Origin of the sequence: Beutenbergia cavernae DSM 12333 (assembly GCF_000023105.1) — a bacterium.
Taxonomy (GTDB): Bacteria; Actinomycetota; Actinomycetes; order Actinomycetales; family Beutenbergiaceae; genus Beutenbergia; species Beutenbergia cavernae.
In genome coordinates this window covers 2799905-2813806 of sequence record NC_012669.1, presented here as the reverse complement: position 1 = coordinate 2813806, position 13902 = coordinate 2799905, and the positions used below count along the sequence as shown (strand labels likewise).

Here is a 13902-nt window from a genome sequence, read left to right as displayed (position 1 = left end):
CACGCTGGCGGAGAGCCGATGGCGTGCTCAGGCATCGGAGTACGCCCCCTTGGTGCTCACGGAGGGCGGCGCGACGACGTACCCGCCAGTGCCGCGCACGTCGATGCCAGGGGCGACGAGGCCCTGAGAGTTGCGGACGTCGCTCCCGTCGAGCGGCATCGCGTAGTACAGGTGCCAGCCGCCGGAGCCAGTGCGGACTCGGCGCGTCGGCGCGAGTGCTCCGTGCTCGGCCTCGAGCGCCTTGATCGAGGCTGCGCCGCCCTTCGCCGGGTCGATGTCGAGCACCCAGAAGCCGGACGCCCGACCGGTCGCGAGACCGACATTGAGAACGGTGGTGCGGCCGACGGCGCGCTCGATCGCCTCCACGTACGTGAGGGGATCCACGTCGGCGTAGGACGAGCCTCCCAGGCTGAGCACCGGATGCTTGCCGCCGTCGGCACAGGCTCCGCCATCACGGCAGGTGCAGGCGCCGTCGGCGACGCCGTAGAGCGCGACCGGATGCCATCCTCGGTCGAGGTAGCGCGACCACGCCCGCTCGACGTCGGCAGGGACCGTCGCGAGCGCCTTGGCGTTGTCGGTGTCGTCGGGGAGAATTGAGGAGCGCACCTCGTTGAGCGGCCGGTCCGACACTTCGGGCCGGCCGTTCACTTTCCGCCCCGGAAGATCGCGACGAGGCGGTCGACCTGTGCAGGCGTCGGGGCGGGGAGCTGGGCAGCGACCTTTTGCGCGTGCTCGATGAGGAGCTCGACGTCGAGGTCGCGCTTCGCGAAGGGCAAGGCCGGGTGATCGGCCGTCTTGCTCAGGCCGGCGACGCGTCCGCGGAGGACGGCAACCGCGTGCGAGGGTGGGGTGATAGCCATTGGGGCCTCGTCTCACTCGAAAGCGAGACGCGGCACCCCGACTACGGCCCTCCCGGAACTGTCCGACCAGTCAGCGGTTGCGTCGATCTGCCTATGGCGCACCTAGGGACTACCCGCACGACCGGCACCTGTCCGGCCCCCACCGCCGTGCGTACAAGTTGAGCGAGGGATCCGGGAGAACTTCCCTGTGGCTCGGCTTGCAGGGAAAACTACTACACCTAGGGGATCCAGGTTGTCACGGAGAACGCCGTGCCGTGACGTCCACCGAGTCGGGATCGAAGTACGGCATTCCCGGCCTCCACCCCTTGGGGCGGCCCCTGCCTTGCGGCTTGATCGTGATGGTGAATAGCGCTGCGAGAGCGGCGCTCTGCCGGTCCAGCGGCAGATTCTCGAACGCCTCGCCGGGGTCCGGAGCGTCCGCCAGATCCGCGAACCGGACGCGCTCGCGGGCGCGGGCGATAGCCGCCTCGGTCGCGTCGAGGCGCTCGCGGAGCCCGACATTGATCGTCACGAGCTGGGCGACGGTGAGCGTCCCTGCGGCTGTCTGAGCGGCGAGAGCGTCCATCTCGCGACGGATACCATCGGCGTTGGCCTGCGCGTCTGCGAGAGCGGCCGCGTCGGCAGATCCGTCCGCACGCATGAGGTCCGGCAGGTGCTCTCGGAGATAGGCCTTCGCCACTTCGCGGACGTACGCGTCCACGACGTCTCGGGCGCGCGTCACGCACTTTCGCTCGCCAGAGCACGCGTACACGCGCCGCGGGTTACCTGCCCGTGACGAGGTCCCGGTCGCGATGATGCGAGAGCCGCAGACGTCGCACGTCGCAACGCCCGACAGGAGATTGCGCCGGCCCGACGCCCCCGAGTTCGTCCGCCGGCTGGGGTCGGTGAGGATCGCGCACACGGCACGCCAGAGCGGCTCCGGCACGATGGCGGGCCACTCCGCAGGGCCGACGACCCCGCCCCGATGCTCGAGCAGCCCAGCATTCCGGGGTCGGAGCAACACGCGCCTCAGCCAGAGAGCGTCGATCGGGCGCCGTTGGATAGGCCCGTCCGGACCGGAGCCCGGCTTGCGCCTGCCGGAGGACGTGAAACCGTCAGCAGCAATCCTCGAGGCCGCGGACCTCAGCGACCCGCCAGCCGCGATCGACTCGGCCGCCCCGCGAAGCGCCGCCGCCTCGAGCGGCTCCGGCTCGAGCCCACCACGGCGGTAGCCGAACGGCCGCGGACCACCGCGGTACCGCCCCGCCTGGGCCGCTTGGAGCTTCGCCCGTTGGGCGCGCTCCGAGGTCCGCTCAGACTCGGCAGTGTCAACGTTCCCCTTGATGCGCGCGACCATGCGGCCGTCAGCGGTCGAGAGGTCGTCGTCGCCGGAAACCACTGTGTGAAGGCGCACGCCGTCGCGCTCGGCGAGTTCGATCAAATCCTCGACCTCGCGCGGGCGCCTCGTGAGTCGAGAGTTGCTGTAGGCGAGGATCGCACCGAACTCGCCAGCGCGGGCGCTCTCGAGCATCGCGTCGTACCGAGGGCGCTTCTTCGTCGACCGAGTGGACGCCGAGACGTCGTTGTCGGCAAACACCGCGACCACCTCGAGCCCGAGACGCTGCGCAAGCGCACGGCAGTCTTCCTCCTGGCGAGCCACGCCCAGCTCGCGGCCCTCGGGGTCCGCGCTGATCCGGACGTACAACGCCGCGCGCATGCCCGCGATCGTGCCACGGATCATCGTCCCGTCACCGCCCGCCAGAGCATCCGCCATCGGCTCGGCCGTAACTCGAGCGCGGCGATCACGGGATCCGAGCCGGCGTGGAACGCGGCGTCAGCACGAGCCCACGCAGCCTCCGTCTCGGCCACGCATTCCGGGTCCAGGCACACGCCGGCGGACAGAGCGGGCCAGCGGTGGCAGAGCAGGCAGAGACGCTCTGGCGGTCCGTCGACGATCGCGGCGACCTCGGCAGGCATGGGTGCGGGGTCGGCGCGTTCGGGGAGCGTGGTCGGGCCGACCGCGTGCGGGACTTGAACCCGCACAGGGCGTCGGACGCCTGCGGGGAGCCAGAGAGCGTCCCCGGCGCCCGCGAGCGTCTCCGCGCCGCTCAGACCGAGGGCGATGCCGGAGTCGGTGTGCGACTGCACGGTGAGGGTGAGGCGGGTGGGGACGTTCGCGCGGATGAGGCCGGAGAGGATGTCTGCGGATGGGCGTTGCGTCGCGAGCACGAGGTGCACACCGGCGGCGCGGCCGAGCTGGGCAAGGCGCACGATGAGCGGCTCCGTCGTCTTGCGGCCGGTGAGCATGAGGTCGGCCAGTTCGTCGATAACGACGACGAGACGGGGCACGGTGGCGCCGAGGTCGTCTACGGAGCGAGCGCCGACGGCCTCGAGGGTGGTGTAGCGGCGCTCGAGCTCCTCGAGTGCCCACGCGAGGAGATCCGTCGCCTGCTCGACGTCGGTCGCGATCGGCCCGGCGAGGTGCGGCGCGTCCCGGTAGGCGGCGAGCTCGACCCGCTTCACGTCGACGAGGGCGAGTCGGAGCGAGCCGGGACCGTTCCGGGCGGTGAGGGTCGAGAGGAGAGCGTGCACGGCCGTTGACTTGCCGGCGCCCGTCGTCCCGGCGATGAGGACATGAGGCGCGCGTGCGAGGTTGCCGAAGACGGGCGTGCCGAGCGTGTCGAGTCCGACGGGCCACACGAGCGGGGGAGAGGCGTCGGGGATCGGCACGTCAGAGAGCGTGACGGCCTGACGGTCAGCGCGGGGCACCTCGAGCGCGAGAATCCCGGCGGCACGAGTGACGCGTACGTCCTCGACGCCGAGAGCGAGCGCGAGAGTGCGGGTGAGCCGATCGAGCTCGTCCACGCGAGTGCCGGGGGAGAGGGTCAGGGGGTAGGTGAGCGTGGACGGCCCCAGGATCGGGGCGTCTACGCGGGCTGAGAGTCCGTGTGCGGCGAGAGTGCGGGTGAGCGTCGAGACTGCGTCGGTGGCGGGCATGGTGAGGGACCTCCTCGCCGCACGTGGCGGCGTCGGTGCGTGGGCAGGGTTGGGTGAGGTACCGGAGAGCGATCCGACGGGGCGGGGGGCGACGTGGCGCTACACCTCCGCGCCGGCGAGGAGCAAGGCGGCGAGGCGTGCCGCGACGGCGTAGAGCGCGACGCGGGCGAGGCGCTCGGGATCCGTGGTCGGCTCGAGGAGTTCCGCGACGTCCTCGCGGTAGGCGGCGAGGTCGACGTAGACGGCCCAGAGATCGGCCGTGTAGACCGGCACGGCGGCGTCGGCGACCTCGTGCGCGACGTCGCCCGCGTGCTCGCCGTGGTCGAGGCGGTAGGCGTCCTCGGCTGCCGCGTCGGCGACGCCGACCAGCCATCGGGCGCCTGGTGAGTCGACGGCGTCCGGGATCGCGACATCGGCGAGGCTCGCCAGGGCGTAGGGCGTTGTCGGGGCAGGCGTGAGCGTGGACATGATGGCTCCTCTCATCGGGAGCACGCCGGACGTGGCGCGCGCGGCCACCTAGCGACTCGGGAGTGCCGCTAGGTCGCCGTGCGCGTCACGGCTCGAGGTAGGCGAGGACGTCCGCGCGCGTCGTGCCCTGTGGCCACTCGCCACGTTCGGCGTCGCCGTAGCCCAAGACGTACGCGTCATCGTCGGCGCACGGTTCCTCGCCATTGAGGGCGTCTAGGACACCCTCCGCGTACGCCTCGCGCGTGTCGACGTCGTCAAGGTCGCCCGCGACGTCGCTCGCCTCGAGGTTCTTGACGCCGTACGGGATCGCTCGCATGGCGTCCGCGACGGCGTCTCGTGCCGCGTCGAGTGCCTCGCGCGCCGCGAGAAGTTCGGGCGTGTGCTCGCCCCCGCTCGCCATGTACGCCTCGAGCCATGCCGCGCTCGCGGCGTCGAGGTTCACCCGCGCGTGCTCAAGTGCCGCGCGGTCGCTTACCGCGCTCACTGGTCAGCCTCGACGTAGTGCGCCGTCGTGCGCCCGTGCGCCGTCGTCGACTCGAGCCGCTCGACGCGGCACGCGGGCGCGGCGTCGGCCTGCCGCGTCGCTATCTCGCCGTCGATCGCGTCACGGGCGATGCCGCGCGCGTAGCCAGCGTGCGCCGTCGGCACGGTGACGCGGGCGTGCCACGTGCCGTAGCCGTCGGCCCACGTCTCGACCGTGGCCGCGTCATGGGCGACGCGCGCCGCGTGGGCGTGCCACGCGGCACTACTGTCCGCGAGCCGCTGCGCCGCGATCCGCTCCGCTTGCGTCGGGCGCCGACGGGCGCCGTAGCGGCTCACTGGTCCGCTCCCGTGGTGAGTCGGTAGGCGTAGGCGTGCCGTTCGCCCGCGAGCCACGTGCCGCACGCGTCGCACGGTGCGGTCGCAAAGTCCGCGACGGCACATCCACACTCCGTCGTCACGCCGTCGTGCCCGCACGTGTGCTCCGACTCCGGCACGCCGTGCGCGACCTCGACGCCGTCGAAACCGGTCGACCACGGCTCGCGGTCGCCGTTCTGCGGCTCGCCAGTCTCGCGCGTCAGCATGCAATCCATGCACACCCACAGCACGCCGTCCCACGCGAACGGCTCCCGAGCCGTCGCCGCGCTCACTGGTCCGCTCCCGCCACGCGCGCCCGGTGCTCACGGTGCGCGCGGAACGCTGCCGCGACCCGCGTCGGGATGACGAGTGCCTCGCCGTGGCTCTCGACCGTGAGCGTCGGCTTCTGCGTCGCGACCGCGACGGCGCGACGCACGGCTGACGCGAGCCACGGCGCGCCCGTCACGCGCCCGTCGATGTCTTCGACGTTCCACCACTCGGCCACGCCGTCGTACGTGCTGACGTGCCGCACGGGCCACGCCGTGCCGCAGTACACGCCGTCGCCCGTGCGGATCACCCGGCGACCGTCGCCGCGATCTTCCGTATACGCCGTGACGACGCCGTACCGGTACCCAAGACTCGTGATCGTGCGCATTTCAAGCTCCTCGCGCTACGTGGCAAGCCCCATCGGCTCGCGCTAGTAAGAGTGTCGAGGCGCGCAACTAGACCTCGCGATCGCCGTCGCGATCCTGCAGGCGGCCGAGCTCCTGGACCCGGCGCGGTCCGAGCGGGCGGCGCACGTGGGTGAGCTCGGGCTCGACGGACGCATCCACCCGGTGCGGGGGGTGCTGCCGGCGGTGCTGGCCGCCGTGCGGCACGGCGTGACGCGCGTGGTGGTGCCGGCGGCGAACGCGGCCGAGGCACGCCTCGTGCCGGGTGCCGACGTGCTGGCGGTCGACCACCTGGCGGAGCTTGTCACCGCCTACGGCGGAGAGGCGACGCGGATCGCTGCGCACGAGCACACCGGCGACGAGGCTCTCCCGGTCGGCGGTGCGGCCGCGCCGGACGCCGCTGTCGCCGACCTGTCCGACGTCCTGGGGCAGGAGAACGCGCGGTACGCCCTCGAGGTAGCGGCGGCCGGCGGTCACCACGTGCTGCTCGTCGGACCGCCTGGCGCCGGCAAGACGATGCTGGCGTCCCGGCTGCCGGGCATCCTGCCGGACCTCGCGGAGTCCGAGTCCGTCGAGGTCACGTCAGTGCACTCGATCGCCGGCACGTTCGACCCGCGGCGCGGACTGATGTCGCGGCCGCCGTTCGAGAGCCCGCACCACACGGCGACCCCGGCGGCGATCGTCGGAGGCGGGTCGGGGGTGCCCCGGCCGGGTGCGGCCTCGCGCGCGCACAGGGGAGTGTTGTTCCTCGACGAGGCACCGGAGTTTGCGTCGCGGGTGCTCGAGACGTTGCGGCAGCCGCTGGAGCACGGCGAGCTGGTGCTGCAGCGCGCCCAAGGCACGGCCCGGTACCCGGCACGCTTCCAGCTGGTGCTCGCGGCCAACCCGTGCCCGTGCGGGCGCGGCGGCGGGAAGGGCATCGACTGCCAGTGCTCCTCGCTCGAGCGAAGGCGGTACTTCGGCCGGCTCTCGGGTCCGCTGCTCGACCGCGTGGACCTCCAGGTGGAGGTGCCAGCTGTGGGACGCGGCGCGCTCGCGCTCACGGCGGGGGAACCGAGCGCCGTGGTGGCCGAGCGGGTCCGCCGCGCGCGCGAGGCGGCGGCCGCCCGGCTGCGGGGCACACCGTGGCGCACCTCGGGCGAAGCGAGCGGGGCGTGGCTCCGGCGGCACGCACCGCTCCCGCACGGCGTGGTCTCGGAGCTCCACACCGCCATGGAGCGCGGCCGCCTCAGCCTGCGCGGGATGGACCGCGTGCTCCGGGTCGCGTGGACGATCGCCGACCTCGGCGGACGCGAGCGACCCACCCGCGACGACGTCGACGCCGCGCTCACGTTGAGGAACGGGGACCACCGTGGCTGAGCTCGTCTTCGACGCCGCCGATCCCGTTCTTGCCACCGTCGCGTGGAACCGCCTCGCCGAGCCGGGCGACGTCGCCGCCGCGAGGTTGCTCGGGGCGCTGAGCCCCGTGGCGGCGCTCTCCTGGTTGACGGACCCGGTGGGCGGGGTCCCGTGCGCGCCCGAGGACCCTCGGGGATGGGACCGGGCGCGGGCCCGCTGGGAGCCGCGTCTGATCGGGCTGGACCCCCGCCGTGAGCTCGCCACGATCCGACGGTTCGGCGGTCGTGTCGTGCTCCCGTCGGATCCGTGGTGGCCGGCCGCGCTCGCCGACCTCGCGCCCTACGTCCCGGTGTGCCTGTGGGTGCGTGGCGACCCGGCCGTGCTCGCGGCGCCCGGGCTCGCGATCGTCGGGTCTCGCGCCGCCTCGTCGTACGGAGTGACCGTCGCGGCCGACATCGCCGCCGGGGTGGCGAGCTCGGGTCACGTCGTCATCTCGGGAGGGGCGTACGGGATCGACGCCGCGGCCCACCGAGGCGCGCTCGCCGTCGGAGGCCCGACCGTCGCCGTGCTCGCCGGCGGGCTGGACCGTTTCTACCCGCCGGGGAACTCCGACCTGCTGCGGGCCGTCGGCCGGGACGGGGCGCTCGTCGCCGAGCTCCCGCCGGGGAGCTCACCGAGCCGACCGCGGTTCCTGCTGCGGAACCGACTCATCGCGGCGCTCGCCGGAGCCACGCTCGTGGTCGAGGCCGCGTGGCGGTCCGGTGCCCTGAACACGGCTCGGCAGGCGTCCGACCTGCTGCGGCCGATCGGCGCCGTTCCGGGTTCGGTGTCGTCAGCCGTCTCCGCGGGTTGCCACCGGATGGTCCGCGAGATGGCCGCCACGCTCGTGACGGACGTCGCCGAGGCGCTCGAGCTGCTGCTGCCGATCGGTGCGGCCGGCGAGTCCACCCCGCCCGAGGTGGCGGTCGGTTCCGGACGCCCCGGTGGGTCGCCGGCCGACCTTGCGCCGCGGGAGGCCCTCGTCTGGGACGCGCTCCCGCGTCGTGCTGCGGCACAGCCGGACTCCGTCGCCCGGGTCGCCGGGCTAGGGGTCCCCGAGGTCCGTGCGGCGCTCGGCCGGCTCGAGCTCGCCGGGCACGCGCTCCGCGACGCCGGTGGTTGGCGTCGTGCGTGAGGGTCGACGTCGGTCGCAGCGGCCCGGCGGGCGCGGGTCAGCGTCGCCGTCCCGCCCCCACCCTGCGTGTGCTCGGTGTGATGACGAGCGTGACGAGCGCGGCGACCACCGCGATGACGGCACCGGTCGTGAAGCCACGGTCGAAGCCCACCGTGCTGGTGCCCGATCCCGGTCCCACGAGGCTCGCGGCAGCCACGCTGGAGGCGAGGGCCGCGCCGACCGACGCCCCGAACTCGTGGAACGTGCTGACGATCCCCGAGGCCAGGCCGGCTTCCTGCGGCTCGACCTGGCCGAGCGCCGTCGCCGAGGCGACGACGAACGCGATGCCGGTCCCGGCGGCGGCGACGGAGACCCCGACGACCATCGCCGTCGTGCCCTCCCACATCGCGGGCACGGACATCCCGGCAGCCGCGACCAGCAGGCCGACCACGCCGAGCAACCGAGGCCCGACACGACCGAGCACGCGCCCGGCCACGTTCGCACCGACCATCGTGGCGATCGCCACCGGGAGGAACAGCAGGCCGGTGACCAGTGGCCCGTAGCTCTGGTGGTGCTGCAGGAAGAACGTCCCGAGGAAGAACACCATGATCATGAGCGCAGTCGCGACCAGGATCAGCACCGTGCCCGTCGCGACCGGTCGCCGCGTCAGAAGCCGGAGATCCATCAGCGGGCTCGTGGCCGTCAGCTGACGGGCGACGAAACCGCCGTAGAGCACGAGGGCAGCGAGCAGGAAGGCGGCGGTCGTCGGTGTCGCCCATCCGCCGTCGCCCGCCTGGACGAGCGCGTAGATGAGGGAACCCGTGGCCGCCGTGACCAGAGCGGCCCCGAGCACGTCGAGTCGCCCACCCGCCGCCGGACGGGGGTGTGCTGGGAGGTGCGTACGCAGTGTGAGGAGCAGGACGATGCCGACCGGCACGTTCACGATGAAGACCCAGGGCCAGCCGGGACCGGCCGTGAGCACGCCGCCGAGCAGGACGCCGAGCGCGGCGCCGCTCCCGCCGAGCGCCGACCAGATGCCGAGGGCCCGGTTGCGTTCGTCCCCCTCGAACGTCGTCACCACGACGGAGAGCGCAGCGGGGGAGAGGATCGCCGCGGCGAGGCCCTGCGCCAGCCGGCCACCGAGCAGCATCGGCCCCGAGGACGCGAGGCCCGCCACGAGAGAGGCGAGCGCGAAGAGACCCAGGCCGAGGAGCACGAGGCGGCGCGCGCCGAACAGGTCCGCCGCACGCCCACCGAGGAGCAGGAGCCCGCCGAACGCGAGCGTGTAGCCGCTGACGACCCAGGTGAGTGTCGCCCGGTCGAGTCCGAGGTCGGTCGCCAGGTGCGGCAGGGCGATCGCGACCACCGTGACGTCGAGGATGAGCATGAGCTGGGCGATGCCGACGAGCCAGAGGATCCGCCAGCGGCGAGGGTCCGGGCGCTCGGCGGGATCGCCCGCCGTGGCTGGCCCCGCGGTCGCAGGTGCCGTGTTGTCTGACATGGTCCGCTCCTCATCTGCGAAGTTGAACGATGCTGTCCGAGTTATGTGCCAACGTAGCGCACAACTCATACATTCCCGTACGACTTAAGGAGGGTGCGTGGCACCGACACGTCGGGTTCGCCTCGGAGTGGCGTCGCGGGACGCGAGCGGCGGCAGGGCACGGTGGGTCGGTGGCCGCTGACCATCCTCGCGACTCGGCGGCGCCGAGGGCGTCGCACCATCCGCCGTCGCGCCCGGGCGACGCGGCGCTCGTCGAGCGGTACGCGCTGCACCTCGAGGCGCAGCGCGGGCTCTCCGCTCACACGGTGCGCGCCTACACCTCCGACGTCGCCGACCTGCTGGCGGAGCTTCCGCCGACGGGCGACGAGCCGAACGGCGCCGACCTGACGCGGCTCGATCTCGTGGCTCTGCGTCGCTGGCTCGCGCGGCAGGCGCGCGCCGGCCTCGCCCGCTCCACCCTGGCGCGGCGGAGCGCGTCGGCGCGGACGTTCACCGCGTGGGCGCACCGCGCAGGTCTGCTCGCGGAGGACGTCGGTGCACGCCTGCGGAGCCCTCGGGCGGACGTGGTCGTCCCCGTGGTGCTCACCGAGGCGGACGCCGCCACCGTGCTCGACGGCGTGAGGGCCGACGACGGCGGCGTCGGCGCGGACGACGACGAGGGCGAGAGGTCCGCCCTCGCCCTTCGCGACAGCGCGATGCTCGAGCTCCTGTACGGCGCGGCCCTGCGCGTGTCCGAGCTCGCCGGCCTGGACACCGGCGACGTCGACCTGCGCGAGCGGCTCGTCCGCGTGCTCGGCAAGGGTGCGAAGGAACGCGTCGTCCCGTTCGGGCTGCCGGCGGCGCGCGCGATCGAGGCGTGGATCAGCGTGCGTCCGGAGCTCGCCGGGCCGCGGAGCGGGCGGGCGCTGTTCCTCGGCGCACGCGGCGGCCGGATCGATCCACGCGTCGTCCGCGACGTCGTCCACCGGGCGACGGCGCGGGCGGGGGTGCGGGACCTCGCACCGCACGGGCTGCGGCACTCTGCTGCCACGCATCTGCTCGCCGGAGGTTCCGACCTGCGCTCCGTGCAGGAGATCCTCGGCCACGCCTCGCTCGCGACCACGCAGCGCTACACCCACGTCACGCCCGAGCGCCTGCGCGCCGCGTTCCGTCAGGCTCACCCGCGCGCCTGACGCAGACGGCCGGCCGCGCTATCCGGACGACGGGTACAGCCGGATCACCGGCGGCTCGCCGACGAGCGTGAGCGGATCCAGGTAGTCGTCCGAGCCGCGCCGTGCGCCCCAGTGCAGGCACGGCACCTCCGCGTGGCCGGACTGGAGGATCCCGACGACGTCGCCCCGAGCGACCCGCTCACCGGCGGGGACGGTGGGGGCGAGCGGCTCGTACGTCGTCCGGATGCCGTCGGCATGATCGACGGAGACCACCCCGCGATCGGCGACGGTCCCCGCGAACGCCACGACGCCGTCGGATGCGGCGAGCACGGCTGTGCCCTGCGCGGCGGCGAGATCGACTCCGCGGTGCCCCGCCGCCCACGGAGCCGGCGGCGGCTCGAAGCGCCGCACGACGTCCGGCGGCGGTCCACCGAGCGGCCAGTCGTAGATCGAGCCAGGTGCGCCCTCGAGTGGGACGGGCGCGGATCGGCCCCGTGCCGCGTCGGTCGCGGGCGGCGGATCGGCGTCGGCGCGCACGTGTGCGCCGATCCCTGCGGCGAGGGCACCGAGCGCGAGCAGGGCGGTGGCGAGGCGGGCAGCGTTCGTGGTCGGCATGAGGACCACGCTGCCGAGGAGCGACGGGTCCGGGTGTGGAGCATGTGGACGAGAGCGTCGGCTAGCCGGCGGGGCTGGTTCGGGGACAAGTCGTCGCGCGGCTCGCGTCCGGTAGACTCCTCGCTGCAGCCGGTCCGCCGGCTGACATCGCGCGCCCACTGACCCACCCTCCGAGGTGGGGCACGCCGGCGTGGTCCGCCCTTCGCGGGGCGGTGCCGGCGTGCGTGGGCACCAGGAGCGGGCTGCCAGCCGGCGGTCCCGCAGGACAACCGAGACCGCGGGTGCCGCCGGAAGGCCGCGCCCGCCACGTCGCGCGGGCACCCCGCGCGGGAAGGACGGACCATGGCCGTCGTCACCATGCGCCAGCTCCTCGAGAGCGGCGTCCACTTCGGGCACCAGACCCGCCGGTGGAACCCCAAGATGAAGCGCTTCATCTTCACCGAGCGCAACGGCATCTACATCATCGACCTGCAGCAGTCGCTCACGGACATCGACCGGGCGTTCTCGTTCGTCAAGGACACGGTCGCCCACGGCGGCTCGATCCTGTTCGTCGGCACGAAGAAGCAGGCCCAGGAGGCAGTCGCCGAGCAGGCGTCGCGCGTCGGGATGCCCTACGTCAACCAGCGCTGGCTGGGCGGCATGCTCACCAACTTCCAGACGGTGAGCAAGCGACTGTCCCGCCTCAAGGAGCTCGAGGAGATCGACTTCGACGACGTGGCCGCGTCCGGCCGCACGAAGAAGGAGCTCCTCATGATGCGCCGCGAGAAGGACAAGCTCGAGCGCACGCTCGGCGGCATCCGGGAGATGGCCAAGGTCCCCTCCGCCGTGTGGATCGTCGACACGAAGAAGGAGCACCTCGCCGTCGCCGAGGCGCGCAAGCTCAACATCCCCGTCGTGGCGATCCTCGACACGAACTGCGACCCGGACGAGGTCGACTACCCGATCCCGGGCAACGACGACGCCATCCGCGCCGTCGGCCTGCTCACGCGGGTGATCGCCGACGCCGTCGCCGAGGGCACTGTGGCACGCCACGGCGGCTCGGCGCCGGGTGAGGCGGGCACCGCCGAGGAGCCGCTGGCCGAGTGGGAGCGCGAGCTGCTCCAGGGCGACACCGACGAGCAGTCCTCCGCCGCCAACACGGAGGAGCCCACGCCTGCCGAGGCCGAGGCCCTCGAGGCGCCGGCCGACACCCCGGCGGAGCCGCTCGCGGCCGAGGCCGACGGCGAGACGGTGGCCGAGGCTCCTGCCGAGGTCGAGACGGCTGCCGAGGCACCCGCCGAGGCCGAGGCGGAGGTTGAGGCTGAGTCCGCGACCCCCGCCGAGGCGGAGGTTGAGGCTGAGTCCGCGACCCCGGCCGAGGCGGAGGCCGAGACCCCGGCCGAGTCCACCGACGAGCAGGCCTGAGCCCCGACCCGCGAGAAGGAGACCCATACCTGATGGCGAACTACACCGCCGCTGACATCAAGACGCTCCGGGAGAAGTCCGGCGCGGGCATGCTCGACGTCAAGAAGGCCCTCGACGAGGCCGACGGCGATGCCGAGAAGGCGCTCGAGATCATCCGCGTGAAGGGTCTCAAGGGCGTGGCGAAGCGGGAGGGGCGCTCGGCCTCCGAGGGCCTCGTCGCCGTGAAGGTGACGGACGCCCACGACGTCGCCGGCCAGGTCGGCACGATGGTCGAGCTGAACGCGGAGACGGACTTCGTGGCGAAGAACGCGACGTTCGTCGGTCTCGCGGAGCGCGTGCTCGACGCCGCCGTGGCCTCGGCCGCACGCGACGCCGACGCGCTGCTCGCCGCGGATGCGGGCGGCGAGACGGTCGCCGAGATCGTCGACGGCGCCGCCGCCACGCTCGGTGAGAAGCTCGTGCTGCGTCGCGTCGCCCGCCTCGACGGCGAGCACGTGGGTGTCTACCTGCACCGCACCAGCAAGGACCTGCCCCCGCAGGTCGGCGTCATGGTCGCGACGGACGCCGCAGCGGCGTCCGTGGCCGAGGAGATCGCGATGCACGTCGCGGCGTACTCGCCGGCGTACCTGACCCGCGAGGACGTCCCGGAGCAGCTCGTCGCCGACGAGCGACGCATCGCCGAGGAGACCGCCCGCAACGAGGGCAAGCCCGAGCAGGCACTCACGAAGATCGTCGAGGGTCGCCTCAACGGGTTCTTCAAGGACCAGGTCCTCGTGGACCAGGCCTTCGCCCGTGACCCGAAGAAGACGGTCGGGCAGGTCGTCGCCGAGACCGGCGGCACGCTGACCGGCTTCGCGCGGTTCCGCGTCGGCGCCTGAGCCGAACACCGGTGGCCCCGGACCTCATGCAGGTCCGGGGCCACCGACGC

15 protein-coding genes and 1 pseudogene are annotated in these 13902 nt (G+C 73.3%); 5 read left to right on the top strand and 11 right to left on the bottom strand.

What is annotated here, in order from left to right; all coding sequences use genetic code 11:
* Positions 1-27: 27 nt before the first annotated feature.
* The 9 genes from BCAV_RS12690 to BCAV_RS12650 all read right to left on the bottom strand — a co-directional run bounded on the left by BCAV_RS12690 (position 28) and on the right by BCAV_RS12650 (position 5796).
* On the bottom strand, positions 28-630 hold the full coding sequence (locus BCAV_RS12690) for a bifunctional DNA primase/polymerase (RefSeq protein ID WP_187292816.1): 603 nt from the start codon (positions 628-630) through the stop codon (positions 28-30).
* A 14-nt stretch (positions 631-644) separates the two neighbouring features.
* Complete coding sequence (locus tag BCAV_RS22745) at positions 645-860, bottom strand: hypothetical protein (protein ID WP_015883008.1); 216 nt, start codon at positions 858-860, stop codon at positions 645-647.
* A 235-nt stretch (positions 861-1095) separates the two neighbouring features.
* Complete coding sequence (locus BCAV_RS12680) at positions 1096-2613, bottom strand: recombinase family protein (RefSeq protein ID WP_050761730.1); 1518 nt, start codon at positions 2611-2613, stop codon at positions 1096-1098.
* The gene (locus tag BCAV_RS12675) at positions 2577-3836 is read right to left on the bottom strand and encodes a DNA translocase FtsK (RefSeq protein WP_050761729.1); all 1260 of its coding nucleotides are present in this window, start codon (positions 3834-3836) and stop codon (positions 2577-2579) included. The genes BCAV_RS12680 and BCAV_RS12675 overlap by 37 nt, the downstream gene beginning before the upstream one ends.
* Before the next feature lie 99 nt (positions 3837-3935).
* Positions 3936-4304: a hypothetical protein gene (locus BCAV_RS12670; protein WP_015883006.1), complete on the bottom strand. Its 369-nt coding sequence runs from the start codon at positions 4302-4304 to the stop codon at positions 3936-3938.
* Between the two features lie 85 nt (positions 4305-4389).
* On the bottom strand, positions 4390-4746 hold the full coding sequence (locus BCAV_RS12665) for a hypothetical protein (protein WP_043347156.1): 357 nt from the start codon (positions 4744-4746) through the stop codon (positions 4390-4392).
* Positions 4747-4784: 38 nt separating this feature from the next.
* On the bottom strand, positions 4785-5123 hold the full coding sequence (locus tag BCAV_RS12660; protein WP_015883004.1) for a hypothetical protein: 339 nt from the start codon (positions 5121-5123) through the stop codon (positions 4785-4787).
* Positions 5120-5434 (bottom strand): hypothetical protein, encoded by a 315-nt coding sequence (locus BCAV_RS12655; RefSeq protein ID WP_015883003.1) that lies wholly within the window; start codon positions 5432-5434, stop codon positions 5120-5122. The genes BCAV_RS12660 and BCAV_RS12655 overlap by 4 nt, the downstream gene beginning before the upstream one ends.
* The gene (locus BCAV_RS12650) at positions 5431-5796 is read right to left on the bottom strand and encodes a hypothetical protein (protein ID WP_015883002.1); all 366 of its coding nucleotides are present in this window, start codon (positions 5794-5796) and stop codon (positions 5431-5433) included. Before BCAV_RS12650 ends, BCAV_RS12655 begins: the two co-directional genes overlap by 4 nt.
* Positions 5797-5863: 67 nt before the next feature.
* On the opposite strand from BCAV_RS12650, the pseudogene BCAV_RS12645 reads away from it, so the two are divergent.
* Together BCAV_RS12645 and dprA are read left to right on the top strand one after the other, a co-directional pair.
* Positions 5864-7171, top strand: a pseudogene (locus tag BCAV_RS12645) (YifB family Mg chelatase-like AAA ATPase); the annotation flags it as partial.
* Positions 7164-8324: a DNA-processing protein DprA gene (dprA, locus tag BCAV_RS12640; RefSeq protein WP_015883001.1), complete on the top strand. Its 1161-nt coding sequence runs from the start codon at positions 7164-7166 to the stop codon at positions 8322-8324. The pseudogene BCAV_RS12645 and the gene dprA, both read left to right, overlap by 8 nt.
* Positions 8325-8361: 37 nt before the next feature.
* Here dprA and BCAV_RS12635 read toward each other — a convergent pair whose 3' ends face one another.
* On the bottom strand, positions 8362-9804 hold the full coding sequence (locus tag BCAV_RS12635; RefSeq protein WP_015883000.1) for an MFS transporter: 1443 nt from the start codon (positions 9802-9804) through the stop codon (positions 8362-8364).
* Between the two features lie 29 nt (positions 9805-9833).
* Between BCAV_RS12635 and BCAV_RS12630 the strand changes: the two genes are divergently transcribed.
* The gene (locus BCAV_RS12630; protein ID WP_015882999.1) at positions 9834-10976 is read left to right on the top strand and encodes a tyrosine recombinase XerC; all 1143 of its coding nucleotides are present in this window, start codon (positions 9834-9836) and stop codon (positions 10974-10976) included.
* Between the two features lie 18 nt (positions 10977-10994).
* Here the strand turns inward: BCAV_RS12630 and BCAV_RS12625 are convergent, their stop codons facing one another.
* Positions 10995-11570, bottom strand: coding sequence for a M23 family metallopeptidase (locus BCAV_RS12625; protein WP_015882998.1), 576 nt, complete (start codon positions 11568-11570; stop codon positions 10995-10997).
* 342 nt (positions 11571-11912) lie between these two features.
* On the opposite strand from BCAV_RS12625, the gene rpsB reads away from it, so the two are divergent.
* Together rpsB and tsf are read left to right on the top strand one after the other, a co-directional pair.
* Positions 11913-12974 (top strand): 30S ribosomal protein S2, encoded by a 1062-nt coding sequence (gene rpsB / locus BCAV_RS12620; RefSeq protein ID WP_015882997.1) that lies wholly within the window; start codon positions 11913-11915, stop codon positions 12972-12974.
* A 32-nt stretch (positions 12975-13006) separates the two neighbouring features.
* Positions 13007-13852 (top strand): translation elongation factor Ts, encoded by an 846-nt coding sequence (gene tsf, locus BCAV_RS12615; RefSeq protein WP_015882996.1) that lies wholly within the window; start codon positions 13007-13009, stop codon positions 13850-13852.
* The last annotated feature ends 50 nt before the right edge of the window (positions 13853-13902 follow it).

Excerpts from the sequence above, each read along its gene's own strand:
- BCAV_RS22745 (WP_015883008.1), bottom strand. The coding sequence starts at position 860 with ATGGCTATCACCCCACCCTCGCACGCGGTTGCCGTCCTCCGCGGACGC.
- BCAV_RS12680 (WP_050761730.1), bottom strand. The coding sequence starts at position 2,613 with ATGGCGGATGCTCTGGCGGGCGGTGACGGGACGATGATCCGTGGCACG.
- BCAV_RS12675 (WP_050761729.1), bottom strand. The coding sequence starts at position 3,836 with ATGCCCGCCACCGACGCAGTCTCGACGCTCACCCGCACTCTCGCCGCA.
- BCAV_RS12670 (WP_015883006.1), bottom strand. The coding sequence starts at position 4,304 with ATGTCCACGCTCACGCCTGCCCCGACAACGCCCTACGCCCTGGCGAGC.
- BCAV_RS12650 (WP_015883002.1), bottom strand. The coding sequence starts at position 5,796 with ATGCGCACGATCACGAGTCTTGGGTACCGGTACGGCGTCGTCACGGCG.
- BCAV_RS12635 (WP_015883000.1), bottom strand. The coding sequence starts at position 9,804 with ATGTCAGACAACACGGCACCTGCGACCGCGGGGCCAGCCACGGCGGGC.
- BCAV_RS12630 (WP_015882999.1), top strand. The coding sequence starts at position 9,834 with ATGCTGTCCGAGTTATGTGCCAACGTAGCGCACAACTCATACATTCCC.
- BCAV_RS12625 (WP_015882998.1), bottom strand. The coding sequence starts at position 11,570 with ATGCCGACCACGAACGCTGCCCGCCTCGCCACCGCCCTGCTCGCGCTC.
- rpsB (WP_015882997.1), top strand. The coding sequence starts at position 11,913 with ATGGCCGTCGTCACCATGCGCCAGCTCCTCGAGAGCGGCGTCCACTTC.
- tsf (WP_015882996.1), top strand. The coding sequence starts at position 13,007 with ATGGCGAACTACACCGCCGCTGACATCAAGACGCTCCGGGAGAAGTCC.